Origin of the sequence: Streptomyces sp. NBC_00080 (assembly GCF_045041255.1) — a bacterium.
GTDB lineage: Bacteria > Actinomycetota > Actinomycetes > Streptomycetales > Streptomycetaceae > Streptomyces > Streptomyces coriariae.
Genome location: NZ_CP108235.1, coordinates 8,010,279 through 8,035,805, shown reverse-complemented (window position 1 = coordinate 8,035,805; position 25,527 = coordinate 8,010,279). Strand labels below are relative to the sequence as shown.

Annotated in this window: 26 protein-coding genes and 1 riboswitch; of the genes, 14 read left to right on the top strand and 12 right to left on the bottom strand. The window is 71.4% G+C overall.

Going from position 1 to position 25,527, the window contains the following annotated elements:
* The first annotated feature begins 26 nt into the window (after positions 1-26).
* From OHU34_RS35955 to OHU34_RS35935, 5 genes are all read left to right on the top strand, one after another.
* Positions 27-512: an Lrp/AsnC family transcriptional regulator gene (locus OHU34_RS35955; RefSeq protein ID WP_142269169.1), complete on the top strand. Its 486-nt coding sequence runs from the start codon at positions 27-29 to the stop codon at positions 510-512.
* Between the two features lie 162 nt (positions 513-674).
* Positions 675-1,487, top strand: coding sequence for a dimethylargininase (ddaH, locus tag OHU34_RS35950; RefSeq protein ID WP_028807143.1), 813 nt, complete (start codon positions 675-677; stop codon positions 1,485-1,487).
* On the top strand, positions 1,484-2,713 hold the full coding sequence (rocD, locus tag OHU34_RS35945; RefSeq protein WP_142269170.1) for an ornithine--oxo-acid transaminase: 1,230 nt from the start codon (positions 1,484-1,486) through the stop codon (positions 2,711-2,713). Before ddaH ends, rocD begins: the two co-directional genes overlap by 4 nt.
* A 145-nt stretch (positions 2,714-2,858) precedes the next feature.
* Entirely contained in the window at positions 2,859-5,324 is a 2,466-nt protein-coding gene (locus OHU34_RS35940) for a SpoIIE family protein phosphatase (RefSeq protein ID WP_405770227.1), read from the top strand.
* A 102-nt stretch (positions 5,325-5,426) separates the two neighbouring features.
* A complete protein-coding gene (locus OHU34_RS35935; protein WP_142269172.1) occupies positions 5,427-6,680 on the top strand; it encodes a PP2C family protein-serine/threonine phosphatase in 1,254 nt (417 codons plus the stop codon).
* A gap of 56 nt (positions 6,681-6,736) precedes the next feature.
* Here OHU34_RS35935 and OHU34_RS35930 read toward each other — a convergent pair whose 3' ends face one another.
* Positions 6,737-7,456, bottom strand: a complete 720-nt coding sequence (locus OHU34_RS35930) for a hypothetical protein (RefSeq protein WP_405770223.1) — start codon at positions 7,454-7,456, stop codon at positions 6,737-6,739.
* Positions 7,457-8,139: 683 nt separating this feature from the next.
* Here OHU34_RS35930 and OHU34_RS35925 point away from each other — a divergent pair.
* Complete coding sequence (locus OHU34_RS35925) at positions 8,140-8,874, top strand: 1-acyl-sn-glycerol-3-phosphate acyltransferase (RefSeq protein WP_142269173.1); 735 nt, start codon at positions 8,140-8,142, stop codon at positions 8,872-8,874.
* Between the two features lie 86 nt (positions 8,875-8,960).
* On the opposite strand, the gene OHU34_RS35920 is transcribed toward OHU34_RS35925, so the two are convergent.
* The 8 genes from OHU34_RS35920 to OHU34_RS35885 form a co-directional block, all read right to left on the bottom strand.
* The gene (locus tag OHU34_RS35920) at positions 8,961-10,493 is read right to left on the bottom strand and encodes an alpha/beta hydrolase (protein WP_372481794.1); all 1,533 of its coding nucleotides are present in this window, start codon (positions 10,491-10,493) and stop codon (positions 8,961-8,963) included.
* Between the two features lie 186 nt (positions 10,494-10,679).
* Positions 10,680-11,438, bottom strand: coding sequence for an urease accessory protein UreD (locus OHU34_RS35915; protein ID WP_142269175.1), 759 nt, complete (start codon positions 11,436-11,438; stop codon positions 10,680-10,682).
* Between the two features lies 1 nt (position 11,439).
* A complete protein-coding gene (gene ureG / locus OHU34_RS35910) occupies positions 11,440-12,117 on the bottom strand; it encodes an urease accessory protein UreG (RefSeq protein ID WP_142269176.1) in 678 nt (225 codons plus the stop codon).
* A gap of 139 nt (positions 12,118-12,256) precedes the next feature.
* Complete coding sequence (locus tag OHU34_RS35905) at positions 12,257-12,931, bottom strand: urease accessory protein UreF (RefSeq protein ID WP_142269177.1); 675 nt, start codon at positions 12,929-12,931, stop codon at positions 12,257-12,259.
* A 21-nt stretch (positions 12,932-12,952) separates the two neighbouring features.
* Positions 12,953-14,674 (bottom strand): urease subunit alpha, encoded by a 1,722-nt coding sequence (locus tag OHU34_RS35900; protein ID WP_142269178.1) that lies wholly within the window; start codon positions 14,672-14,674, stop codon positions 12,953-12,955.
* Positions 14,667-14,978 (bottom strand): urease subunit beta, encoded by a 312-nt coding sequence (locus OHU34_RS35895; protein ID WP_020131633.1) that lies wholly within the window; start codon positions 14,976-14,978, stop codon positions 14,667-14,669. Before OHU34_RS35895 ends, OHU34_RS35900 begins: the two co-directional genes overlap by 8 nt.
* A gap of 10 nt (positions 14,979-14,988) precedes the next feature.
* Entirely contained in the window at positions 14,989-15,291 is a 303-nt protein-coding gene (locus tag OHU34_RS35890) for an urease subunit gamma (RefSeq protein WP_028807144.1), read from the bottom strand.
* Between the two features lie 132 nt (positions 15,292-15,423).
* On the bottom strand, positions 15,424-16,053 hold the full coding sequence (locus OHU34_RS35885) for a TetR/AcrR family transcriptional regulator (RefSeq protein ID WP_142269179.1): 630 nt from the start codon (positions 16,051-16,053) through the stop codon (positions 15,424-15,426).
* Between the two features lie 266 nt (positions 16,054-16,319).
* On the opposite strand from OHU34_RS35885, the gene OHU34_RS35880 reads away from it, so the two are divergent.
* Complete coding sequence (locus tag OHU34_RS35880) at positions 16,320-17,309, top strand: ABC transporter permease (protein WP_405770212.1); 990 nt, start codon at positions 16,320-16,322, stop codon at positions 17,307-17,309.
* 128 nt (positions 17,310-17,437) lie between these two features.
* Here the strand turns inward: OHU34_RS35880 and OHU34_RS35875 are convergent, their stop codons facing one another.
* Positions 17,438-17,716 (bottom strand): type II toxin-antitoxin system Phd/YefM family antitoxin, encoded by a 279-nt coding sequence (locus tag OHU34_RS35875; RefSeq protein ID WP_142269181.1) that lies wholly within the window; start codon positions 17,714-17,716, stop codon positions 17,438-17,440.
* A 94-nt stretch (positions 17,717-17,810) separates the two neighbouring features.
* Here OHU34_RS35875 and OHU34_RS35870 point away from each other — a divergent pair, with 94 nt between their 5' ends.
* The 3 genes from OHU34_RS35870 to OHU34_RS35860 all read left to right on the top strand — a co-directional run bounded on the left by OHU34_RS35870 (position 17,811) and on the right by OHU34_RS35860 (position 19,790).
* A complete protein-coding gene (locus OHU34_RS35870; RefSeq protein WP_142269182.1) occupies positions 17,811-18,446 on the top strand; it encodes an ATP-dependent Clp protease proteolytic subunit in 636 nt (211 codons plus the stop codon).
* Positions 18,447-18,453: 7 nt separating this feature from the next.
* Positions 18,454-18,759 carry a hypothetical protein gene (locus OHU34_RS35865; protein ID WP_142269183.1) on the top strand — a complete coding sequence of 102 codons (306 nt, stop codon included), beginning with the start codon at positions 18,454-18,456 and terminating at the stop codon, positions 18,757-18,759.
* A gap of 342 nt (positions 18,760-19,101) precedes the next feature.
* A riboswitch (cyclic di-AMP (ydaO/yuaA leader) is annotated at positions 19,102-19,313 on the top strand.
* Positions 19,314-19,316: 3 nt separating this feature from the next.
* Positions 19,317-19,790 (top strand): C40 family peptidase, encoded by a 474-nt coding sequence (locus OHU34_RS35860; protein WP_057601952.1) that lies wholly within the window; start codon positions 19,317-19,319, stop codon positions 19,788-19,790.
* A 57-nt stretch (positions 19,791-19,847) separates the two neighbouring features.
* On the opposite strand, the gene OHU34_RS35855 is transcribed toward OHU34_RS35860, so the two are convergent.
* Positions 19,848-20,330, bottom strand: coding sequence for an ATP-binding protein (locus tag OHU34_RS35855; protein ID WP_142269184.1), 483 nt, complete (start codon positions 20,328-20,330; stop codon positions 19,848-19,850).
* Positions 20,331-20,543: 213 nt separating this feature from the next.
* Between OHU34_RS35855 and OHU34_RS35850 the strand changes: the two genes are divergently transcribed.
* Both OHU34_RS35850 and OHU34_RS35845 read left to right on the top strand, forming a co-directional pair.
* Positions 20,544-21,404: a helix-turn-helix domain-containing protein gene (locus OHU34_RS35850; RefSeq protein ID WP_405770207.1), complete on the top strand. Its 861-nt coding sequence runs from the start codon at positions 20,544-20,546 to the stop codon at positions 21,402-21,404.
* Positions 21,405-21,413: 9 nt separating this feature from the next.
* A complete protein-coding gene (locus OHU34_RS35845) occupies positions 21,414-21,665 on the top strand; it encodes a DUF397 domain-containing protein (RefSeq protein WP_142269186.1) in 252 nt (83 codons plus the stop codon).
* Positions 21,666-21,711: 46 nt separating this feature from the next.
* Here OHU34_RS35845 and OHU34_RS35840 read toward each other — a convergent pair whose 3' ends face one another.
* Entirely contained in the window at positions 21,712-22,839 is a 1,128-nt protein-coding gene (locus OHU34_RS35840; RefSeq protein WP_142269187.1) for an 8-amino-7-oxononanoate synthase, read from the bottom strand.
* Positions 22,840-22,986: 147 nt separating this feature from the next.
* Between OHU34_RS35840 and bioB the strand changes: the two genes are divergently transcribed.
* Entirely contained in the window at positions 22,987-24,243 is a 1,257-nt protein-coding gene (gene bioB / locus OHU34_RS35835; RefSeq protein ID WP_230196542.1) for a biotin synthase BioB, read from the top strand.
* A complete protein-coding gene (locus OHU34_RS35830) occupies positions 24,236-25,525 on the top strand; it encodes an adenosylmethionine--8-amino-7-oxononanoate transaminase (RefSeq protein ID WP_142269189.1) in 1,290 nt (429 codons plus the stop codon). Before bioB ends, OHU34_RS35830 begins: the two co-directional genes overlap by 8 nt.
* The last annotated feature ends 2 nt before the right edge of the window (positions 25,526-25,527 follow it).

The following is a 25,527-nucleotide window of genomic DNA, read 5'->3' as shown; positions in this document are numbered from 1 at the left end:
ACGTATGCGCTGGATACAGTGCCCGCATGAACAGCGCGCCCGCCCCTTTCGACGAACTCGACCGGAAGATCATCACCGCTCTGATGGCGAACGCCAGGACGAGCTTCGCCGAGATCGGGACGGCCGTCGGTCTGTCCTCGACGGCGGTCAAGCGCCGGGTGGACCGGCTGCGGGACACCGGGGTGATCACGGGATTCACGGCCACCGTGCAGCCGTCTGCGCTGGGCTGGCGCACGGAGGCGTACGTGGAGGTGTACTGCGAGGGCGCCGCGCCCCCGAGGCGCCTCGCGGAGGTGGCGCGCAACCATCCGGAGATCACCGCGGCGATGACGGTGACGGGTGGGGCGGACGCCCTGCTGCATGTGCGGGCACGGGATGTGGAGCACTTCGAGAACGTGCTGGAGCGCATCCGGTCCGAGCCCTTCATCCGCAAGACGATCAGCGTGATGGTGCTGTCCCATCTGCTGCCGGACAGCCCCGAGGCGGGCGCGAGCCAGCCCGCTCCCGAATAAACCTGCGCGGACGCAGTGAAGCTGCGTTGACCAGGCATATCACGCAGCATTCCTGCGTCGACACGCAATGCATGTTCCTTGTCGGGCGTCCCCGTCAGTTCCTACCGTGGTGTCAACCCCCGTCGACTCCGTAGGAAAAGGGAAAGGTGGAGGTACCTCACTGTGACCGAAACCCGTGTGCGGCGCCCTCGGCGCTTCCTCGTCTGCGAACCCAGACACTTCGCCGTGCAGTACGCGATCAACCCCTGGATGCGTCCCGACAGCCCCGTCGACGTCGACCTCGCCCAGGAGCAGTGGCACGGACTGGTCCGCGCCTACCGGACCCACGGCCACACCGTGGACACCGTGGAGCCGGCCCCCGGTCTCCCGGACATGGTCTTCGCCGCGAACTCGGCGGTCGTGGTGGCGGGCCGGGTCTTCGGCTCCCTGTTCCACGCTCCCGAGCGGCGGCCCGAGTCCGTCCACTACGACACCTGGTTCAAGGCGGCGGGCTACGACGTCCACCGGCCGGAGTCCGTCTGCGAGGGCGAGGGCGACCTGGTGTGGACGGGCCGGTACGTGCTGGCCGGCACCGGCTTCCGGACGACCCGTGAGGCGCATCGGGAGGTGCAGGAGTTCTTCGGCCACCCGGTGATCAGCCTGACCCTGGTGGACCCGCACTTCTACCACCTGGACACGGCGCTGTTCGTCCTCGACGACGACAACATCTCGTACTACCCGGAGGCGTTCTCCTCCGGCAGCCGTGAGGTGCTCGCCCGGCTGTATCCGGACGCGGTCCTCGCCACCCGCGACGACGCCATGGTGTTCGGCCTGAACTCGGTCTCCGACGGGCGCCATGTGTTCATCGCGCCCCGGGCCGAGGCCCTCGCCTCCCGTCTCACCGAGCGCGGCTATGTCCCCGTCCCCGTCGACCTCTCGGAGTTCCAGAAGGCCGGCGGTGGCATCAAGTGCTGCACGCAGGAGATCCGTTCATGACCGCACCCGTCGTCCCGACGCGCACCTCCGCCGATCTGATCCGTGCCGAGGAGCCTGTTCTCGCGCACAACTACCATCCGCTGCCCGTGGTCGTCTCCCGCGCCGAGGGCGCCTGGGTGACGGACGTCGAGGGCCGCCGCTACCTCGACATGCTGGCCGGCTACTCGGCCCTCAACTTCGGCCACCGGCACCCGCTGCTGATCGAGGCGGCCCACCGCCAGCTGGACCGTCTCACCCTCACCTCCCGTGCCTTCCACAACGACCGCCTCGCCGAGTTCGCCGAGCGGCTCGCGGAGTTGACCGGCCTGGACATGGTCCTGCCGATGAACACGGGCGCGGAGGCGGTCGAGAGCGGCATCAAGGTGGCCCGCAAGTGGGCGTACGAGGTGAAGGGCGTACCCGCCGACCGGGCGACCATCGTGGTGGCCGCCGAGAACTTCCACGGCCGTACGACGACGATCGTGAGCTTCTCGACGGACGAGACGGCGCGGGCGGGCTTCGGACCGTTCACCCCGGGCTTCCGGATCGTGCCGTACAACGACCTGGCCGCGCTGGAGGCGGCCGTCGACGAGACGACGGCTGCGGTGCTGATCGAGCCGATCCAGGGCGAGGCGGGCGTCGTCATCCCCGACGACGGCTATCTGGCGGGGGTCCGGGAGCTGACCCGCCGCAGGAACTGCCTGTTCATCGCGGACGAGATCCAGTCCGGGCTCGGCCGTACCGGGCGGACGCTCGCCGTGGAGCACGAGGGCGTCGTGCCCGACATGCTGCTGCTCGGCAAGGCGCTGGGCGGCGGGATCGTGCCGGTGTCGGCGGTGGTGGCCCGGCGGGAGGTGCTGTCGGTGCTGCGGCCGGGCGAGCACGGGTCGACGTTCGGCGGCAATCCGCTGGCCGCCGCGGTGGGCACGGCGGTGGTGGAGCTGCTGGAGACGGGTGAGTTCCAGCGCCGGGCGACCGAGCTGGGCGTGGTCCTGCGGGACGGGCTGACCGGGCTGGTCGGCAAGGGCGTCGTCGGCTTCCGGGCGCGCGGACTGTGGGCGGGTGTCGACGTCGACCCGGCCCTGGGCACCGGCCGCGAGGTGAGCGAGCGCCTCATGCGCAAGGGCGTCCTGGTCAAGGACACCCACGGCTCGACCATCCGGCTGGCGCCGCCGCTGACCATCACCGGCGAGGAACTGGCCTCGGCGCTGGCCACCTTGGAGAGCGTGCTGACGCGCGACGCCTGAGGGACGCGCCCCGCGAGGGGCGCGGATTCCCGGCCGCGCCGGCGCGCGGCCGCCGCCTCCCCGGTGGCTCGGCCGCTGTCGTGCAGGCAGGGTGAAGATTGAGTCAGGAGGTGGTAGACCACTCTCAGCGACAGAGAGGTCGGCCGTGGGCACACACGACGAGGACGGCGTTGCCCGCCGGTGGTTCGACGTGGCGGACACCGCCCCCCTGCTGCTCGACGCTCGGGGGACGGTGACGAGCTGGACCAGGGAAGCCGAGCGCCTGCTGGGGTACTCGGCCGCCGAGGCGGTGGGCGAGGACCTGGCCGGGCTGCTCGCCCCCGGGGACGCCGAGCGGCTGCCGTACGTCATGGACCGGTGCCGTCGGGACGGCGGCTGGGCCGGGCTGCTGTCCGCCCGCCGCCGGGACGGGCGGCCGGTGTCCGTGATGGCGCGGATCACCTCGGCCGATGAGCCCGGCGGCAGCGCGCGCCGGCTGGTCCTGCTCAACGAGATGGCCGACGCCCCCGGCTGGGACATGAGCCGCGCGGTGCTGGAGCAGATGATCGGCGGCTCCCCGATCGGTATCGCGATGGTCGACGCCGATCTGCGTTTCGTGTGGTCGAACGCGGCCCTGACCCAGTTCGGCGGCGGTCCGCCCGAGAGCCGGCTGGGGTTGCGGCTGGCCGAGGTCCAGCCGGGGCTGAACTCCGAGGCGATCGAGACGCAGATGCGACGGGTGCTGGCGACCGGCGAGCCGGTGCTCGGCTACGAACTCGTGGGGCGGGTACGGGCGGCGCCGCACCGCGAGACGGCGCACATGCTGTCGTTCACCCGTCTGGACGACGAGCACGGCGCCCCGATGGGCGTCTACTACACGGTCGTGGACATGACCGATCGGCACCGCGCCCGGCAGCGGCTCGCCCTGCTCGACCGGGCCGGCCGGCGCATCGGCCGCAGCCTGGACATCGCCCGGACCGCCCAGGAGCTGGCGGACGTGGCGGTGCCGGGGTTCGCCGACCTCGTCACCGTGGATCTGCTGGAGCCGGTGCTGCGGGGCGCGGAGCCCTCGCCCGGCCAGGTGTCGGACGACGCGGACGACTCCGTCACCCTGCGCAGGGCGGGACGGCGGGAGACCGGCGATCCCGGGGTCGCGACCGGCAGCCGTGAGGTCGTGCACCGGGGCGGCTCACCGGCGGTGCGCTGTCTGGTCGGCGGACGGCCCTGGCGGGTCGAACGGCTGGATCCCCTCGACCCGCTCGATCCGCTCACCGAGGAGTGGGTCGCGGATCTGCCCGCCGGTTCCGAGCCGCCCAGTGCCCTGATCGTGCCGGTCCGGGCGCGGGGGGTCACCCTCGGCGTGACCACGTTCCTGCGGCGCCACCGGCACGAGCCCTTCGGCGAGGACGATCTGGCGCTCGCCGAGGACCTCGTCTCGCGGGCGGCCGTCTGCGTGGACAACGCGCGCCGCTACACGCGCGAGCGCGACGCGGCCCTGGTACTCCAGCGCAATCTGCTCCCCCGGCGGCTGCCCGAGCAGGACGCGGTCGAGGTGGCCGCCTGCTACCGGCCGGCCGACGAGCTGACCGGTCTCGGCGGCGACTGGTACGACCTGATCCCGCTGTCGGGTGCGCGGGTGGCGCTGGTCGTCGGCGAGGTGCCGGGGCACGGCATCGACGCCGCCGCGGCCATGGGGCGGGTACGGACCGCCGTGCGCACCCTGGCCGCCCTCGACCTGCCGCCCGCGGAGATCCTCGCGCACCTCGACGACCTGGTCACCCGCATGGACGACGAGGAGAGCGTGGCGGCCGAGACGGAGCCGCGGGAACCGCGGTCGGGCGGTGCCCAGACCGTGGGCGCCGCGTGCGTGTACGTCGTCTACGACCCCGTCGACGGCCGGTGCGTGATGGCCGCGGCGGGGCATCCCGCCCCCGCCGTCGTCCTGCCCGACGGCAGCGTCACGTTCATCGAGCTGCCCCAGGGGCCACCGCTCGGTGCGGGCGGGCCGCCGTTCGAGGCGGCCGAGGTGACCCTGCCGGAGGGCAGCACGCTGGCGCTGCACACGGACGGTCTGCTGGCCCGGGGCGAGCGGTGGGCACTGGACACCGACCGGGAAAGGCTGCGGCAGGCCCTGGAGCAGTCCGCGGACACCCTCGAACTGCGCTGCGGGACGGTGATCGACGCCCTGGTCCCGGCCCGCCCGTACGACGACGTGGCCCTGCTGATGGCCCGGACCCGTCGGCTGTCGGCCGAGCGGGTCGCCGACTGGGAACTGCCCGCCGACCCGGCGGCGGTGGCCGAGGCCCGCAAGACCGCGAGCCGCCGGCTGGCGGAGTGGGGTCTGGCCGAGCTGTCGTTCACCACCGAGCTGGTCGTGAGCGAGCTGGTCACCAACGCCATCCGGTATGCCACCGGACCGATCCGGCTGCGGCTGATCCGCGAGCGCACCCTGGTCTGCGAGGTCTTCGACGGCGGCACCACCGCACCGCATCTGCGCCATCCGCGCGCCACCGACGAGGGCGGCCGCGGGCTGCTGCTGGTCTCGCAGGTCACGCAGCGGTGGGGCACCCGCTTCCTCCCCGAGGGCAAGATCATCTGGGCCGAGCAGTCACTCACGGATCCCGACGCCTGACCGGTTCCGACCGGCTCCGACCGGCTCCACGGAGCGGCCCACCCACCCTGTTCGTCACATCACATGAGAAAATGATGCAAACCCGGCGGATGGGACACTGCCATGAACGACAAGGCGATCGACTACACGGCGGTGTTCCAGGCGTTGCCGGGCGCGGTGGCGCTGCTGACACCCGAGCTGCTGTACGCGGACGCCAACAGGGAGTTCCTGCGCGTGTCCGGCCGCAGGCGCGAGCAGTTGATCGGCCGGCACGTCTTCGAGGTCTTCCCCGACAACCCCGAGGACGGCGCCGCGAGCGGCATGCGCAACCTGGAGGCCTCGCTGCGGCGGGTGCTCGCCACCGGCGAGCGGGAGGCCATGGCGCTCCAGCGTTACGACGTCGAGTCGAGCGAGCGGCCCGGCGAGTGGGACGAGCGCTACTGGAGCCCCGTCAACGCGCCCGTGCACGGGCCGGACGGCTCGGTGGTGCTGATCGTGCACCGGGTCGAGGAGGTCACCGAGCTGATCCGGGCCCGCGGCGGCCGCGGGACGGGCGGGGACGGAGCGCGGGCGGGCAGCCGGGGCCGGGTCCTGGAGGCCGAGCTGTACACCCGCGCCCGCGAGCTCCAGGAGCTCAACGAGCGGCTGCGGCTGGCCCATGCCCGTGAGCGCGAGGTGGCCCTCGCCCTTCAGGAGGCGATGCTGCCCGCCGGCCGGCAGGTCGGGCACCACCGGGCCGCCGTGCGCTACCGGCCGGCGGTCGGCGCGCTCAACGTGTGCGGCGACTGGTACGACCTGGTGGACCTCGTCGGCGGCAACCGCATCGGCGTGTCGGTCGGCGACGTCGTCGGGCACGGTCTGGAGGCGGCCGGGGTGATGGGCCAGCTGCGCAGTGCCCTCAGCGCGGCCTCCCGGGTCGCCGCGGGCCCGGCCGAGGCGCTGAACGTCCTGGGGCGGTACGCACACGTCGTGGACGGCGCCGAATCCGCCACCGCGGTCACCACGTTCATCGACTTCGACCACCACATCATCACCTACAGCAGCGCCGGGCACCCCCCGCCCGTGCTCGTCCACACCGACGGCCGGGTGGAGTTCCTCGACCGGGCCACCGACCCCCCGCTCGACGCCCGGCCCACGCCGGTCCCCCGGCCCCAGGCACGCACCGCCTACGACAGCGGCGCCACGCTCGCGCTGTACACCGACGGACTCGTGGAACGGCGGCGCGAGGACATCGACACGGGTCTCGCCCGCCTCGCCGACGCCCTGGCGCGCCACCGGGAGGCGGACCCCGAGTCCCTCGCCGACGCCGTCCTGCTGGAGTTGCTGCCGCCCGGCGGGGCGACCGACGACACGGCGCTGGTGATCGTGCGGCTGTGAGGAGGCACGGCCGCGCGGGTCCTACGCCCTTACGCCTCGTCAGTCACATCGACTCGTCAGTCACATCGGCCACAACGGCCACGACGGCCTCGACGAATTCGTGACCCGCGAGGGGCGCTCGGTTCGGCGGCCGGCGCGGCCGCGACCCGGTCGATGGCCGGCCCGGCCGCATGCGAGCCGGAATTCGAAGGAGGCGCAGTTTCGCTGCCGGGCCCCTTGATGTTGTCGAGCAGGGAGCGTTCCTGTCCTTCCACGGTCCGGGTGAGCGACTCCTGAAGAATGCCGAAGGCGAATCCCCGGGCAATCACCTGAGTCGGCGTGTCGAGCCGTGTCGGACCCGAGAAGAACTGCCCACTCGTCAGCAGTATTCCCCCCGTCGCCAAAAGAGCGCCGACAGGCAGTCGCAGGATTATCAATCCTGTCGCCACATGATAGGGTCCGGCCGTCCCGCGGACGTCCTTCAACGAGACGGCACCCGCTATGGCGGCGGCAAGCATTCCGATGAACTCCAGGAAAAACACATCGGCCGATCCTGCGGAGTCACCGAGAGGGCAGACTTTTTCGGGTGCTTCGACCTCCCGGTCCACGGGGAAGCAGAATATTTCGGCAACGTGATGATTCTGTGCGGCCCACACCCCGAGGGCGACAGCCAGGATCCACATGACACCCGCGGCGCTCACCACCATGTGCGTGAAGCTGCGTACCCTCGCCCGCTCCGCCTCCTCCGCCTGATAGGCGGCATGCAGGGTGATGGCCGCCAGCTCCCGGGTCCCCACGGCAGGGCCCACGTCGGTCCCCGGTACGGCGCGGCCTCCGGTCGCCGGGGCAGTTCCTCGTCCCGCCCCAGATGGAGCCAGGCATGAGAAAGCGCCTGGAAGCCCTTGTTGCGAAATTCCTCCCGCGGGGCGATGCGCAGCAGGGCGACCTCGGCCTCGTGTATATTCGCCAACGCTCGATCCGCCGGTGCGCCTGACATGCGCCTAAGGATCTTTCTCCCCTTTGGCCCCTGCGGAGCGGTGCGCGCGGCATTCAGGTGTGCCGTTACCTTGGTGACGATTTCTTCGTCCGCGGCAGTGATTCCACCGGCTTGGACACGTAATGCCACGAACTCGTTCAGCTGCCCCTGGAGGTGGGCCACATGTGCGCTCATGCACTGATACCAGGAAGATCCCCTGACGGCCACATCGGCATCGCTGTCGACATTCACCATGTCTCAGTCCTCCTGAAGAGGCCCCTCTATTCCATTTGACACCTTCGGATAAGTATGGGTAACCGCGGAAAAATAGTGGATTCAACCTTTGTTGCGCAAACTCGTGGCTCTGCGAGCGGTTCCTCGGGCGGCTTCGCCCCGTGCTTCCGTACAGTCGGCCCCGGCACCTACACTTACACCCCACGACTTACCGGCTGACCAGCCGGAACACGGCGGTTGGGCAAACCCGCTGGAGTGAGGAGCCACCCTTTGTTCTACTACGTGCTCAAGTACGTCTTGCTGGGCCCCCTGCTGAGACTGGTCTTCCGACCGCGGATCGAAGGCCTCGAGCACGTACCGGAGTCGGGTCCGGCGATCGTCGCCGGGAACCATCTGTCGTTCTCGGACCACTTCCTGATGCCCGCGATCCTCAAGCGCCGCATCACCTTCCTCGCGAAGGCCGAGTACTTCACGGGTCCCGGCATCAAAGGCCGGCTGACGGCGGCCTTCTTCCGCAGCGCGGGCCAGATCCCGGTCGACCGCTCGGGCAAGGAAGCGGGCCAGGCCGCGATCCGCGAGGGCCTCGGTGTGCTCGCCAAGGACGAGCTGCTCGGTATCTACCCGGAGGGCACCCGCTCGCACGACGGCCGCCTGTACAAGGGCAAGGTCGGGGTGGCGGTGATGGCGCTCAGGGCTCAGGTCCCCGTCATCCCCTGCGCGATGATCGGCACCTTCGAGGCGCAGCCGCCCGGCAAGGTGATCCCGACCCTGCACCCCGTGGTGATCCGGTTCGGCAAACCCCTCGACTTCTCCCGCTACCTCGGCATGGAGAACGAGAAGGCGGTGCTGCGGGCGATCACCGACGAGATCATGTACGCGATCCTGACGCTGTCCGAGCAGGAGTACGTGGACCAGTACGCGGCCGTCGCCAAGGCGGAGGAGGCCGCGGCGAAGGCGGCCAAGGCCGAGAAGGAGCGCAGGTTCCCGCGCCTGCCGTCACGTTGACGTCCCGTCACGAATCGATGGTCCGTCAGGACGACTGAAAGGGCGGCCGGATCACTCCGGCCGCCCTTCGCTGTCGTGCGGTGGTGCTACGGCTTGGGCGTGGCGTGCGGCGCGCAGGTCACGTCCGCGGTGTCCAGCTTGCCGGTGAGCAGGTAGGCGTCCACCCGGGAGTTGATGCAGGTGTTCACCAGGCCGGTCACTCCGTGGGAGCCGGCGTCCTTCTCGGTGATCAGGCGGGAGCCCTTGAAGCGCTTGTGCAGTTCGACGGCACCCTCGTACGGGGTGGCCGCGTCATCCGTGGACTGCACGATGAGCACCTGCGGCAGGCCCTTGTGGGTCTTGACGTCCACCGGGGTCTGCTGCTGGACCGGCCAGAAGGCGCACGGCAGGTTCATCCACGCGTTGGCCCAGGTCATGAACGGGTAGTCCTTGTTGAGCCGCGTGTTGTCGCTGTTCCACTTCCGCCAGCTGGTGGGCCACTTGGCGTCGGTGCACTCGACGGCGGTGTAGACGGCGTTGCCGTTCTCCGAGGAGATGTTGCCGGCCGTGTCGGTCAGGTCCGGGGCGGCCGCGTCGACGAGCGCCTGGGTGTCTCCCGCGAAGTACTTGCTGAAGACGGTGGCGACCGGAACCCACGAGGAGTCGTAGTACGGGGCGCTCTGGAAGAAGGAAATGAGCTCGGCCGGGCCGACGATCCCGCCGATGGGGTTCTTCTTTGCGGTGGCGCGCAGTTCGAGCCACTTGGCCTGGACGGCGGCGCGGGTGGTGCCGAGGTGGAAGGTGGCGTCGTTGGCGGCGACCCAGTCCTGCCAGTCCTTCCAGCGGCCCTCGAAGGCGACGTCCTGGTCGAGGTTGGCCTCGTACCAGATCTTCTCGCGGGAGGGGTTGACCACGCTGTCGACGATCATGCGACGCAGGTGGCCCGGGAACATGGTGCCGTAGACGGCGCCGATGTAGGTGCCGTAGGAGACGCCCAGGAAGTTGAGCTTCTTCTCACCCAGGGCGGCGCGGATGACGTCCAGGTCGCGGACGGTGTTCGGGGTGGTCATCTGCGCCAGCACGGCCTTGCCGCTGCGCTCGGCGCACCCGTCCGCGTACTCACGGGCGAGCTTGATCTGGGCGAGCTTGTCGGCCTCGCTGTCCGGGACCGGGTCGGCCTTCGGCGCCTTGACGAACTCCTGCGGGTCGATGCAGGAGATGGGCGCGGAGTGGCCGACCCCGCGCGGGTCGAAGCCCACGAAGTCGTAGGCCTTCGCCACGTTGGTCCAGACGGGGGCCTTGGTGGTGACGCGGCGCGGGAAGCGCAGGCCCGAGCCGCCGGGACCGCCGGGGTTGTAGACGAGCGCGCCCTGGCGCTCCGCGGCGGTGCCCGTGTTGCCGATGCGGTCGACGGCCAGCTTGATCTTCTTGCCGTTGGGCTTGGCGTAGTCGAGCGGCACGGTGACCCAGCCGCACTGGATCGGCTTCTCCAGACCCCAGTCGGCGGGGCAGTCCTGCCAGTCGATGCCGGCCTTGCCGGCGCGCTCCGCTGCGATCGCGGCACCGCGCGCCTCCCGGTCCTGCCCCGGACGGCCGCTGGTCGCGCTGGCCGTGGGCGCCGCGAAAGCGCCGGCGAGCATCGTCGCGGCGACGAGTACGCCGGCCGAGCCGAGCGCCGTGGTGCGCTTGTTCGGTCGTATGTCCTTCAAGTGGGAACTCCCCTACCTGGTGTTGGCGGCAGAGGGATCCTCGCGGCTGTGAGGCACCTGAGAAAAGGTGTCGTTGACCTTCTTTGCCAATCCGATAACCGGAAAGTGATGTACCGCTCACCGGATGTCGACATCGGCGAGCGCCTCGTCCAACGCCCGCCGCAGCCGCAGCGCGTCGGGCGCGACGGCGGTGACGAGAGCCGCCGGCCCGGCCAGCGGCATGACACGGGCGTGCTCACCGATGTGCCGGGCCTCGGTCGGGGATTCGCGGAACTCCGGCCGGACGACGACGAGTTGACCCACCGCACGATACTCCGCCAGGACGGCGGGCCCGTCCCAGCCGCCGGGCGCGCCGGGCCCGCAGGCCAGTTCCTGATCGAGGACGACCCGCCCGGCGACGCGCACGGTGAGCCGGCTGGTCAGCCTCCCCGGCTCCTCCCCCACCCGGCCGAGCACCTGCTCCTCGCGCAGGACGAGCCGGGCGTCGGCCCCGAGCTCGGCCCGTGTGGTGACGAACAGATCGCTCCCCCTCGCCGAGATCAACTGCTCGGGCAGCCAGCGCAGTTCACCACCGTCGGCGACCGTGAGGCGGACGTCGTAGTGGGCCTCGTCCTTCGCCTGCCCGGGCAGGGCGATGGTGGCGGCGGCCGAACCGACGCGCAGCCGGGCGCCGCTCCCGACGTCGGCCTCGACGGCGAAACGGTCGCCGCCGAGAGGCCCGCTCATCGCGCCGACGAGGATGACCCGCGCCTCGCCGGCGGTGCCCCGGGTGCGGCGCAGCGCCAGCGGTCCGTCGCTCTCGAGGACGGGCAGGGAGGTCCCCCCGCGTCCGTCGTCCCTCGCCCCGATCCGCGCGGTGGCGTGCACTCCGCTCATGTCACGCCGTCCAGGCGGCGAACTGCGCCCGCACCCACGCGGCGACGTCCCCGACACCGCCCTCGCTCCGCAACGACTGGAAGACGACCGGCAGTTCGGCCCGCTGGGCCTTGGCATCGGCGGCCATCCGGGCGAGGTCGGAGCCGACGTACGGCGCGAGGTCGGTCTTGTTGACGACGAGCAGGTCGGCGGTGGTGACACCGGGCCCGCCCTTGCGGGGGATGTCGTCCCCGCCCGCCACATCGATGACGAAGATCTGCGCGTCCACGAGGCCCTTGGAGAAGGTCGCGGTGAGATTGTCGCCACCGGACTCGACGAGGATCAGGTCCAGCGGGCCGACCTCGTCCTCCAGATCCTCCACGGCCTCGAGGTTGGCGGAGATGTCGTCCCGGATCGCGGTGTGCGGACAGGCGCCCGTCTCGACGGCCGTGATCCGCTCGGGCGGCAGCACGGCCTCCCGGAGCAGGAACTCGGCGTCCTCGCGGGTGTAGATGTCGTTGGTGACGACGGCGAGGGACAGTTCGTCGCGCAGGGTGCGGCAGAGCGCGGCGACGGTGGCGGTCTTGCCGGATCCGACGGGACCGCCGAGCCCGATACGCAGGGCGCGGCGCGAGCCGTCGGCCCGACGGGCGTCGGCGCCGACGGCTGCGGGCCCGTGGTGGGAGTGGTCGAGATGCACAACGGCTCCTGTTCAGCCGGTCCGGGTCAACTCAGCCCGTCCGGCGCTTGAGGACGAGGCCCGTCCAGGGCCGAGAGCGGGGGTCCGGGGGCAGAGCCCCGGGGTCGGGAACGGGAAGGGGCGGCGGGGGCGGGAAGCCTCACGAGGCGAACAGCCGTACCGGCCAGGCAGCATGCACCTCCGCCCCGATCTCCAGCAGCGGCGCCGAAGCCGCCGGCAGCGCGTCAACCCCGGCCGTGGCTGCGGCCGCCCCCGCCACCACCGCCCGGTCGACCACCCGGTCCAGCTCCGGGGCCAGCCTGGCCAGCACCGCCGTCGCTTCGAACGGGTCCAGGCTGAGCAGCCGCACCACGGCCGTCGCCGGTCCGCTCACGCTCTCGTAGACCGAGCAGTACGCGGCGTCCGCCGCCCCGAGCCCGGCCGCCCGCGCGGTCAGCCCCAACACCACCGGCTGATGGGCCCCCTTGGGGAACTCACGAGCCAGGGCGTCGAGTTCGGTGCTCGGCCAGGCCGCCCGGGCGGCCCGCATCAGCTGCCGGCCCAGCTTCCTGGCGGTCAGCCGAAGTGCCGGGGACGGGGTGCGGGCGTCCGCCGCCGCGTCCAGCTCCGCCGGGTCCCCGCCGGCCGCGGCGGCGGCCGCCAGCGCGGCGGTCACCAGCCCCGTGGTGTGCAACCTCCCCCGGAGGAAGGCCTCCAGGCTCGTCGCGCCGGTGATCCGTCCCGCCCTGACGGCCTGTTCCGCCCCGCCGGAGTGCGCGTGTCCTCCGGCGGGGAAGCGGCCGTCGGCCAGGACGAGCAGTGCTGCCCTTGTCACGTCGATGTCCTCAGAACCTGATCAGAACAGGAAGTAGCGCTGTGCCATGGGCAGTTCCGCGGCCGGCGTCGCCTCGACCAGCTCCCCGTCGATGTGCACGGCGAAACTGTCGGGGTCGACCTGGACGCGCGGCCGGGCGTCGTTCTCCCGCATGTCCGTCTTGGTGACACCGCGCGTGGACTCGATGGCGACGAACTTCTTGCCCAGTTGCAGACGCTCCGGCAGTCCGTCCTCGATCGCGAGCGGCGCCACGAAGTTGAACGAGTTCGAGGCGGGTGCCCGGCCGATCGCGCCGTACATCGGTCGCGGCAGGATCGGCTGCGGCGTCGGGATCGAGGCGTTGGCGTCGCCCATCTGCGCGTACGCGATCTGCCCGCCCTTGATCACGAGGTGCGGCTTGACGCCGAAGAACGCCGGCTCCCACAGCACCAGGTCGGCGAGCTTGCCGCCCTCGACCGAGCCGATCTCGCGGGCCAGCCCCTGCGCGAGCGCGGGGTTGATCGTGTACTTGGCGATGTAGCGGCGCACCCGGTGGTTGTCCGCCCGGCCGTCGCCCGGCAGGGAGCCCCTGCGCCGCTTCATGACGTGCGCCGTCTGCCAGGTCCGCAGGATGACCTCGCCGACCCGGCCCATGGCCTGCGCGTCGGAGGAGATGATCGAGATCGCCCCGAGGTCGTGCAGGACGTCCTCGGCGCCGATCGTCGACGGCCGGATCCGCGACTCGGCGAACGCCAGGTCCTCCGGGACCGCCGGGTTGAGGTGGTGGCACACCATCAGCATGTCGAGGTGTTCCTCGGCGGTGTTCACGGTGTACGGCCGCGTAGGGTTCGTGGAGCTCGGCAGCACGTGCGGCTCGGAGACCACGGTCATGATGTCCGGCGCGTGCCCGCCGCCCGCACCCTCGGTGTGGTAGGCGTGGATGCCGCGGCCGGCGATCGCGGCGAGCGTGTCGCCCACGAACCCGGCCTCGTTGAGGGTGTCCGTGTGGATCGCGACCTGGATGCCCGTCCGGTCGGCGACGGTCAGCGAGGCGTCGATGACGGCCGGCGTCGAGCCCCAGTCCTCGTGCAGTTTCAGACCGAGCGCCCCGCCCCGGATCTGCGACAGCATCGCGTCCTGCGAGACCGTGTTGCCCTTGCCGAGGAACCCGATGTTCAGCGGGTACTGCTCCATCGCCTCCAGCATCCGCGCGAGGTGCCACGGGCCGGGCGTCACGGTGGTCGCCTTCGATCCCTCGGCCGGCCCGGTGCCGCCGCCGACCAGCGTGGTGACACCGGCGGACAGCGCCTCGTCGGCGATCTGCGGACAGATGAAGTGGACGTGCGCGTCGACCGCGCCGGCCGTCAGGATCCGTCCGTTGCCCGCGATGATCTCGGTCTCCGGGCCGATGACCAGGTCCGGGTGGACCCCGTCCATCGTGTCGGGGTTGCCGGCCTTGCCGATGCCGGTGATGCGCCCGTCGCGGATGCCGACGTCGGCCTTGACCACACCCCAGTGGTCGACGACCACCGCGCCCGTGATGACGGTGTCGGGCGTGCCGTCTGCTCGCGTGGCGCGGGACTGTCCCATGGACTCACGGATGACCTTGCCGCCGCCGAAGACCGCCTCCTCACCGGCGAGTCCGGGGCCGCCGCAGCGGTCCTCCTCGATCTCGATCAGCAGGTCGGTGTCGGCGAGCCGGATGCGGTCGCCGGTCGTCGGACCGAACAGGTCGGCATACGCGGCACGCGAGATCTCAGGCATCGAGGGCACCTCCGGTCTCGCCGCGCAGACCGGGCACGACACGGGCGCCGGCGAGGGGGACGAGTTCGACGTCGACGGGGATGCCGGGCTCGAAGCGCACGGCCGTGCCGGCGGCGACGTTCAGCCGCCGGCCGCGCGCGGCGGCGCGGTCGAACTCCAGGCCGGGGTTGGCCTCGGCGAAGTGGTAGTGGGAGCCGACCTGGACGGGCCGGTCGGCGGCGTTGAGGACGGTGAGCCGGGTGACCTCACGGCCCTCGTTGTAGACGACGGGGTCCGCGGCGAACAGGATCTCTCCGGGAATCATCGAGGCCCCCTCAGACGATCGGATCGTGGACGGTGACCAGCTTGGTGCCGTCCGGGAAGGTGGCCTCGACCTGGACGTCGTGGATCATCTCGGGGATGCCCTCCATGACGTCGTCGCGGGTGAGCAGCTTGCGGCCGGAGGACATGAGCTCGGCCACCGTGCGGCCGTCACGCGCGCCTTCGAGGATGTGCGCCGTGATGAGGGCCACGGCCTCCGGGTGGTTGAGCCTGAGCCCGCGGGCCCGGCGCTTCTCGGCGACGTCGGCCGCCACGTGGATCAGCAGCCTCTCCTGCTCGTGCGGGGTCAGTTGCACGTCCCACCTCACATCCTCGCTCCGGACCGTGCGGGGCCCGGTTGCCGCGGCCACGGGGTAAAGACCCTGGTGGCATGGATCGGCAGGCTAGTTGGACCGCATTTCGAGCAAGTTAACCGAGCTGTGATCGATTCAGGCGCCCGAAAGCGGCGGCGACACGCTCATCAACGCGCGCAGTCCGTCGCGCAGCACCTCGACCGGTGCGGGACCGTACAGCGACTGCTGGACGAGGAAGCCCAGCACGACGGCGATCATCGTGCGTGCCACGTCGTCCGGCGCCACGTCGGACCGCATCATCCCGGCCTCCTGGTAGGCGACGACGATCCGCCCCCACGCCTCGCGCACCCCCCGGTAGCCCTCGCTCAAGATCGCCGCCAGCTCTTCGTTGCGCAGCGTCTCCGTCCACACCTGGATCACCAGACGGGGGAAGGCCGGCCGGCCGTCGACGGTCAGGGACTCCTGGGTGGCGAGGACCCTGCGCAGGACCGAGGAGACGAGGTCGTCGGGGGTCGGCGGCGGGATGTGCCGGCTCTCCTCCTCGAAGCCCTCGCGGACCAGGCTCAGCACCTCGCCGACGATCGCGGCGATGAGCTCCTCCTTGCCGCTGAAGTAGCGGTACACCGCCCCGGCGGACAGGTCGGCCTCCTTCAGCACGTCCTGCATGGACGTGGCGTGGAAGCCGTTGCGGGCGAAGCAGACCGACGCGCCGTCGAGGATCTGCCTGCGGCGGGCGTCGAGGTGTGCCTGGGATACACGGGCCATGGCCCAAACGTAGAACGAACATTCCTTCTTGACAAGGAGCGGTTCCGGCGGGACGGTGTGCGCGAACGGTAAAACGAACGATCCTTCTTTTTGCCCCTCAGGCCCCTGCCTCCCCGTCCACGACCCGACCCGTCCGCAGCCCGCCTCATTCGCACGCCGCCTCATTCGCAGGCCGACCCGCCCGCACGACCATCTGCCCGCACACCGACCGCCCGCGGCCCCGCCCGTCCGACACGCCGTCCCGCACGCCTCCAGGGGGAGTCCCCATGTCCGCCACCCGGCGCCTGATCGCCCTCGTCCTGCTCGTCCCGACCGTCGCCGCCGTCGCCCTCTGGGCCTTCGCCTGGCCGGCCGCCCGCACCGCACCCCGCGACCTGCCGCTCGGCGTGACCGGTCCGCCCGCCGCGACCGCGCAGCTGGAGAAGCAGCTGACCCGGCACGAGGGCGCCTTCGAGATCCACCACTACGCCGACGCGACGGCCGCCCGGGACGCCGTCGAGGACCGGACCGTATACGGCGCGGTGGTCGTCACCGCCGAGGGGTCCGAACTGCTGACCGCCTCGGCCGCGAGCCCGCTCGTCGCCCAGCTGCTGCAGCAGGCGGTCGCGCGGCAGGCGGCGGCCTCCGGCACCCGGGTGAAGACGGTGGACGTGGTGGCGGCTCCGGCCGCCGACCCGCGCGGCTCGGCCCTCGGCGCGAGCGTGCTGCCGCTGGCCCTCGCCGGGATCGCGGCGGGCGCGCTGGTGTCCCTGCTGGGCCTGCGCGGGGTCCGTGCCGTGATCGCACTGGTCGGCGCCGCCGCCCTGGTCGGGTCGGTCGCGGCGGCGCTGGCGCACAGCTGGCTCGGGGTGCTCACCGGCGACTGGTGGGCGGAGGCCGCGGTGCTGGGGCTCTCCACGCTCGCGGTGAGCGCGGCCGTGGCGGGCTGCGCCGCACTGCTCGGCACGCCGGGCATCGGAGCCGCGTCGTTCGTGGTGATGTTCCTCGGGAATCCGCTCTCCGGTGCGGCGTCGGCGCCACGGATGCTGCCGGAGCCGGTCGGGGTGATCGGCCAGTGGCTGCCGCCGGGTGCCGGTACGACCCTGCTGCGTTCGGTGTCGTTCTTCGACGGGGCGGCGGCGACCGGCCCCGCGCTCACGCTGGTCTGGTGGGCCGCGCTGGGCCTCGGGGCGGTGCTGCTGGGCGCCCAGCTGAAGCCGGCACCGATCCGGGCCGAGCCGACCACCGAGGCGCGGCGGTCGGCACTCGTCGCCTGACCGTCCCGTCGCCCGCCCCGCCCACAGGGCCGGGCACCCCCGGATCCGGGGGTGCCCGGCCTTTCGTGTGCCACTACGACCGGTGCCTACGACCGGGGCTTCCTGCCGATGCCCGCCGCCGGTGCCCCCTACGACGGATTCGGGCCCCGGTACTCCGCCGTGACCCCGAACCGGCGCTGTTCGCGGGGAGCGGACGCGACCTCGCGCACGGTGGTGACCGAGCTGATCACCGGCTCCTCCGCGGCCTTGTCGAGTTCGTCGAGTCGCTCCAGGTCAGCGGCGGAGACAAGGGCGACGAGAGGCTTGCCGTGGCGTGTCACGACGACACGTTCACCGCCGTACACCACGCGGTTGATCAGGTCGGCGAGTTCAGCCCTGGCTTGCGTCACCGGAATCTCGTAGGCCATACCCCCATTCTAACGTCACGTACATCCTGTACATTTTTTACAGATCCCGTCGGACGTAGAAGGCGTCCTACGGAGAGGAGAAGGAGGGGCTCCGATGAACCGACCGTCCGCCCGCCATGTCCTGCCCGAGTTCACCGAGCGCACGAGCTTCGGGCACCGGACCATGGATCCGTACTCGAAGCTGCTGGAGGAACGGATCGTCTTCCTGGGGACGCGGATCGACGACGTCTCGGCGAACGACGTGATGGCCCAGTTCATGTACCTCGAGCACAAGGACCCGGACCGGGACATCGCGCTGTACATCAACTCCCCCGGCGGCTCCTTCAGCGCGATGACGGCCCTCTACGACACGATCCGGTACGTCACCTGCGACGTGGAGACCACCTGCCTGGGCCAGGCGGGCTCGTCCGCGGCGGTGCTGCTGGCGGCGGGCACGCCGGGCAAGCGGTACGCGCTGCCGGGCGCGCGGATGACGATCCGCCAGCCGTCCCTGCCCGAGCCCGTCCAGGGACAGGCGAGCGACCTGGCGATCCAGGCCGAGGAGCTGGCCCGGACCCGCGCCAGCCTGGAGGAGATGCTCGTACGGCACACCGGGCGGACGCCGGAGCAGGTGACCGCTGACATCGAGCGGGACAGGTTCCTCACCGCCCAGGAGGCCGTGGAGTACGGCCTGGTGGACGGGATCATCCCCAGCCGCAAGGCATCGGCCGGCGCGCCCGGCGGGAGGTGAGCCGCCGATGGTGCCCGAGCTGCCGCCACTGCCCGCGCTGACCCGCGCGGAGGCCGAGCTGATCGACGGTTATCTCGACGTGGTCGACATGCTCGGCCGGATCAATCCCGCCCACCACGGCGACACCTACCGCGGACTGCGCGCCGCCCAGGCGCTGGTGACCAAGGCGACCGCGCTGCGCGACGCGCTGACGCTCATGCACCAGCGGGGCGAGAGCGAGCTGCACGCGCCGACGCTCGCGCGGGCGCTGCGCGTGCTGGACGGGGAGCGCCGTACCGCGCGTGTCACGCTGCCTCCGCTCTCCGACAGTTGACCCGGGCGACCCGCCTCCGGTCCGGACCGCTCGCGCCCAGGACGTGACGACCGGACCGGAGTTGAAACGACCCATAAGAGGTACCCCCGTTCAGCGGAGCGTCTACTGCTCCCCCGACCCCCGCGAGGTTGCGCAAAAGGGCGCTCTTCGGGCGGAATAGCGGGCTCCACCGCTGGTGGGAGCCCCTGGGGTGCCTTGACACCTGATCGCCCATCAGGGTGTCCACCCGAACGGGTGAGTGGTGAGTAACCCCACAAATCCCCGGTTCCGTTGGGATTTTCGGACATCGGTGAGCCAAGATCCCTGACTGACGACAAGCCCCCGCCACAAGAGGCGGGGCGGTCCGGGCGGACGCCGAGTCCTGCCGCCGCCCGGATGACCGGTCGACAGGAGTGCATCGGCAGGAGTGGAGGACCCAAGCACGACGGGTCGCCGGAACGGTCACGCCATGACCGGGCCGAGCAGCCCTTGGGGTGAAGCCGCAGCAGCGGCCGGGCAACTTCGCCAGCCCGAATCCGACAGGTCATCCTTCACAGGCGGCTGACGAAGGGTTGCGCATGACTGCGCTCAATCGTGTCCCGTCGCTCATGGCCAGGGCCGGTACGGCCTCGGCTTTCGCCATCGCCGCCGTGGGCGGCTCGGTCGTGGTCCCGGGGCTCGCCCCCGACGCCGCGGCCGCCACACCGGCGACGAAGGCGCTCCAGATCGCGGCCTCCAAGAAGGGTGCCCCGTACAAGTACGGGGCCACCGGGCCGAAGAGGTTCGACTGCTCCGGGCTCACGCTGTACTCGTTCAAGAAGGCGGGCAAGAGCCTGCCGCGGACGGCGTCCCAGCAGTACAACAAGACGAAGCACATCAAGGCGTCGAGCCGCAAGGCAGGCGACCTCGTGTTCTTCCACTCGGGCTCGAACGTCTACCACGTCGGGATCTACGCGGGTAAGGGCAAGATCTGGCACTCGCCCAAGACCGGCGACGTGGTGAAGCTCCAGAAGATCTGGACCAAGAGCGTCTGGTACGGGCGGGTCCGCTAGGGCCTGGCCGGGTCACGGGCTGGTTTCCCGGGGTGGTGGGGGCGTCCTGACACGCCTTCACCGCCCCGGGAGCTCACCCTCCGCCGGGGCCGCCAGGGCGCCGGCCACCGGCTCCGCCGCCGGGACGGCCCACGGGAGCTCGACGGTGACCGTCTTGCCGCCCTCCCGGGTGGGCCGCACTCTCAGCCTGCCGCCGCACTCCGCGGTCAGCCATCGAATGATCACCATGCCTCGGCCGTTGTCCTGCTGGACGGCGGCCGGCAGTCGTTTGGGGAAGCGCGGGTGGCTGTCGGTGACCCCGACGCGCAGGTGTTCGTCACGGTCGAGGGCCAGGTCCACCGTGAAGGTGGGTGACTGGCCGAAGGTGTGCTGTACGGCGTTGGTGGCGAGTTCCGAGACGATCAGCCGGATGGCGTCGGCCAGCTCCGCGTCCGCCGGCAGACCCCACTCCCCGAGGGCGCCCGCCACGAATACGCGAGCAGCGTAGACCGAGGCGGGATCGCTCGGCAGAGTGACGGATGCTTCCAGGTGATCTGCCATGGCGACGTCGACCCTTTCCCACGGGACCGGGAGCCCGACACGGTGCGGATGGTTCGAGTACGGTCCCGGACTGGTGCTTCTTCGCCAGACTGCCATTACCGCGCCGGTCACGGGTGGGATCCACCGAGATATGCATATATCTGTCGCCCAATGCGGTGAACTCTGCGACGGCAGAGCGTATTTGGTCGGCCCGATAGGAGTAAGGAGGAGCCCATGCAGCACGGTCCCGCGGTGCGCCGCCGGAAGCTGGGCGCCGAACTGCGCAATCTGCGCGCCCAGGCGGGCCTCACCAGTGGTGAGGCGGCCCGGCTCGTGGGCTGGCACCAGTCCAAGGTGAGCCGCATCGAGACCGGTATCAGTGGATCGAAACCGGCCGATGTGCGGTTACTCCTCGACACCTATGGTGTGGCGGATCCGCAACTGCGGGAGCTGATGTTGGCGTTGGCGGGCGACGACGGCAGTGGCGGCCGGGACCACTGGTGGCACGCCTACCGCGGGGTGCTGCCGCCCACCTACCGGGACTTCATCAGTCTGGAGTCGCAGGCGAGTGCGATGCGCACCCTGGAGACGACGGTGGTACCGGGGCTGTTGCAGACGCCCGAGTACGCGCGCGCGGTGACCAGGGCATCCGTGGAGCGCGGCGCCGAGGATCAGCTCGACACCCTGGTGGAGGTGCGGCTGGCCCGCCAGGACGTGCTGCGCGCGCAGCCGCCGCTGGAACTGAGCGCCGTACTGGACGAGGCGGTGCTGCGAAGGGAGGTGGGCGGGCCCGAGGTGATGGCACGACAGCTCGGTCGGCTCGTGGAAGCCGCCCGATTGCCCCAAGTTCGGCTCCAGGTACTGCCGTTCGCCGCCGGAGCGCATATCGGGGTAACCGGCCCTTTCGTTATCTTCTCATTTTCGCGCACTTCTGATCTGGATGTGGTTGTTCTCGACCACTTGACGAGTAGCCTCTATCTCGAACGGAAAGAAGACCTCCAGGCCTACACCGAGGCCTTCAACGCCCTTCGGGCGCATGCCCTTTCGCCCGGGGACTCATCGGATTACATCGCCGCGATAGCCGACGGCGCGTAAGGAGGCACCATGTCCGCACCACCGCGGAACGTACCTTCCAGTACCGATCCCGACCGACTCCCTGATGTGCGATGGCTGCGCAGCAGCTACAGCACGGGAGCGAACAACTGTGTGGAGACGGCCCGGCCGGCCTCCGGCCCCTGGGCCGGCCTGCTCGCCGTTCGCGACTCCAAGGACCCGGCCGGACCCGCCCTGCTCTTCTCCCCCGAGAGCTGGTCGGGCTTCACCGCCGTGTTCTCGAAGGTCGCGCCGGTCCGCTGACCGCACCGCAGTAGTCAGAGGCGGTCCACGGCCGTGTCACGCCGACTCATGGTCGTGTTTCGCCGATCACCCGTACAGCGCGTTCCAGCTCGGCCCCGGAGAGGTCCGCACGCGCGGTCAGCCTGAGGCGTGAGATGCCGTCGGGCACGGAGGGAGGACGGAAGCAGCCCACGGCCAGGCCTGCCGACCGGCAGTCCGCCGCCCAGCGCACGGCCCCCTCCGGGGACGGCGCACGCACGGAGACGACCGCGGCGTCCGGACGCACCGCTGCCAGGCCCGCGGCCGTCAGGCGCGCGTGCAGCTCGCCCGCCACCGCACGCGCGCGTGCCGCGCGCTGCGGCTCCCGGCGCAGCAGCCTCAGGGCGGCCAGCGCCGCCCCCGCCGCCGCCGGGGCCAGGCCCGTGTCGAAGATGAACGTCCGGGCCGCGTTCACCAGATGCTCGATCACCCGCGCGGGCCCCAGCACGGCGCCGCCCTGGCTGCCCAGCGACTTGGACAGCGTGACCGTGACGACGACGTCGTCGGCGCCCGCCAGACCGGACGCGTACGGAGCGCCCTGGCCGCCGTCCCCCAGCACACCGAGCCCGTGGGCGTCGTCGACGACCAGTCCGGCGCCGTACTCCCGGCAGGCGGCCGCCAGGGCGGCCAGCGGGGCGGCGTCGCCGTCGACGGAGAAGACCGTGTCGGAGACGGCCACGGCCGGGCCGTCGTGGGTGCCGAGCGCCTTGCGCACCGCGTCCGGGTCGGCGTGCCCGACGACCTGGGTGGTGCCGCGGGCCAGCCGGCAGCCGTCGATGAGCGAGGCGTGGTTGCCCGCGTCGGAGACGATCAGCGAACCGTGCGGGGCCAGCGCGGTGACCGCGGCGAGGTTGGCCGCGTATCCGGAGGAGAAGACGAGGGCCGCCTCGAAGCCGCAGTGCTCGGCGAGCTCCCGCTCCAACTCTCCGTGCAGCTCGGTCGTGCCCGTGACGAGCCGGGAGCCGGTGGCGCCGCCTCCCCAGGTCCTGGCGGCCGCCGCGGCCCCCTCCGTGACCTCGGGGTGGCGGGCGAGGCCCAGGTAGTCGTTGCTCGCCAGGTCGAGGAGCGGCGAGTCGGCCGGGCGGGGCCTCAGTGTCCGTACGAGTCCGGCCCGGCGCCGCAGCTCCGCCTGCTCGTCGATCCAGCCGAACGCCATGGGTCCTCCGGGCTTTTGTAGGTAGCGGACAGACACTAGCGGCCCGACCGCCCACCCACGGTGTGGCAATACCCACACGTCGAACCCGGTGTGTTGTGTGATCCCTACCTTGGCCCGGAGCGGGTGCGTAGGACAGGATCGGCTCTCATGGACCTGCTGAACACGCTGGTGGACAAGGGGCTTCGGCGCGAGCTGCCGACCCGCGAGGAAGCGTTGGCCGTGCTGGCCACTTCCGACGACGACGTGCTGGACGTGGTGGCCGCGGCCGGCCGGGTGCGCCGGCAGTGGTTCGGGCGACGGGTGAAACTCAACTACCTCGTCAACCTCAAGTCGGGGCTGTGCCCCGAGGACTGCTCCTACTGCTCCCAGCGGCTCGGCTCCACGGCCGGGATCCTGAAGTACACCTGGCTCAAGCCGGAAGAGGCCTCGCAGGCGGCGGCTGCCGGGCTGGCCGGCGGGGCCAAGCGGGTCTGTCTGGTGGCGTCCGGGCGTGGTCCGACGGACCGCGACGTCGACCGGGTCGCCGGCACCATCAAGGCGATCAAGGACCAGAACGAGGGCGTCGAGGTCTGCGCCTGTCTGGGTCTGCTCTCCGACGGCCAGGCCGAACGGCTGCGCGAGGCGGGCGCCGACGCCTACAACCACAACCTGAACACGTCCGAGGGCACGTACGGGGAGATCACGACCACGCACACGTACGCCGACCGGGTGGACACGGTGCAGAAGGCGCACGCGGCGGGTCTGTCGGCGTGCTCGGGCCTGATCGCCGGCATGGGCGAGTCCGACGAGGACCTGGTGGACGTCGTCTTCTCGCTGCGCGAGCTGGACCCGGACTCCGTTCCGGTGAACTTCCTCATCCCGGTCGAGGGCACCCCGCTCGCCAAGGAGTGGAACCTCACCCCGCAGCGCTGTCTGCGCATCCTGGCGATGGTGCGGTTCGTGTGCCCGGACGTCGAGGTGCGCATCGCGGGCGGCCGCGAGGTCCATCTGCGCACGATGCAGCCGCTCGCCCTGCACCTGGCCAACTCGATCTTCCTGGGCGACTACCTCACGACCGAGGGCCAGGCAGGCAAGGCCGACCTGGAGATGATCGCGGACGCGGGATTCGAGGTGGAGGGCGCGGAACAGGTCACCCTGCCCGAGCACCGTGCGACGGCGGCGGCCGGGGGCTGCGGTTCCCACGAGGGCGGTGGCTGCGGCTCGCACGAGGACTCCGGGTGCGGTTCGCACGGGGACGCGGGCTGCGGCTCGCACACCGGCGGCGGTGTGTGCGGCTCCGCCCCGGCGTCCGCTCCGGCGTCGACTCCGGCCGCGGCCCCGGTCGCGGCGGTCGGCGAGGCCCGTACGGACCTGGTCGCCGTGCGCCGGCGTGGCGCCGGTACCGATCTCGCGCCCAATGCCTGAGCCGGACCGGCTCGGGGTGCCCGAGCTGCTGGAGCTCGACCGGCGCCATGTGTGGCATCCGTACGGTCCGATGCCCGGCCGGGGCGAACCGCTCGTCGTGGAGTCGGCGAGCGGGGTACGGCTGCGGCCGGCGGACGGCTCGGGCGATCTGGTCGACGGCATGGCGTCCTGGTGGTCGGCGATCCACGGCTACAACCACCCGGTGCTCAACGAGGCCGTGCGCGAGCAGCTGGGCCGGATGAGTCATGTGATGTTCGGCGGGCTCACCCACGAGCCCGCCGTACGGCTGGCGAAGCTCCTTGTCGACATGTCGCCCGACGGTCTGGAACATGTGTTCCTCGCCGACTCCGGCTCGGTGTCGGTCGAGGTCGCGGTGAAGATGTGCCTCCAGTACTGGCGCTCGCTGGGCCGCCCGGCCAAGCGACGCCTGCTGACCTGGCGCGGCGGTTACCACGGCGACACCTGGCAGCCGATGTCCGTGTGCGATCCCGAGGGCGGGATGCACGACCTGTGGACCGGGGTGCTGCCCCGGCAGGTCTTCGTTGACCCGCCTCCGGTGGAGTTCGAGGAGGCGTACGCCGACCTGTTGCGCGAGACGATCGGGCGGTACGCCGACGAACTGGCCGCGGTCATCGTGGAGCCGGTGGTGCAGGGCGCGGGCGGGATGCGGTTCCACTCCCCCGGCTATCTGCGGGTGCTGCGCGAGGCGTGCGACGCGCACGACGTGCTGCTGGTGTTCGACGAGATCGCGACCGGGTTCGGACGCACGGGCGCGCTGTTCGCGGCGGAGCACGCCGCGGTGACACCGGATGTGATGTGCGTCGGCAAGGCGTTGACCGGCGGCTATCTGACGATGGCGGCGACGCTGTGCACGTCCCGGGTGGCCGACGGGATCTCGCGGGGCGAGGTGCCGGTGCTGGCCCACGGGCCGACGTTCATGGGCAACCCGCTCGCCGCGGCGGTCGCCTGTGCCTCGATCGAGCTGCTGCTCGGACAGGACTGGCTCGCCGAGGTCAAACGGATCGAGTCGGGGCTGCGGGACGGCCTCGCCGCCGCGGCGGAGATCCCGGGCGTCCGGGACGTCCGGGTCCTCGGCGCGATCGGTGTCGTCCAGCTCGACCACCCGGTGGACATGACGGCCGCCACCCGGGCCGCGGTGCGCGAGGGTGTCTGGCTGCGGCCGTTCCGCGACCTGATCTACACGATGCCGCCGTACGTCACCGGTGACGCGGACGTGGCACGGATCGCGCGCGCGGTGTGTGCCGCGGCGCGGGAGGGATGAAC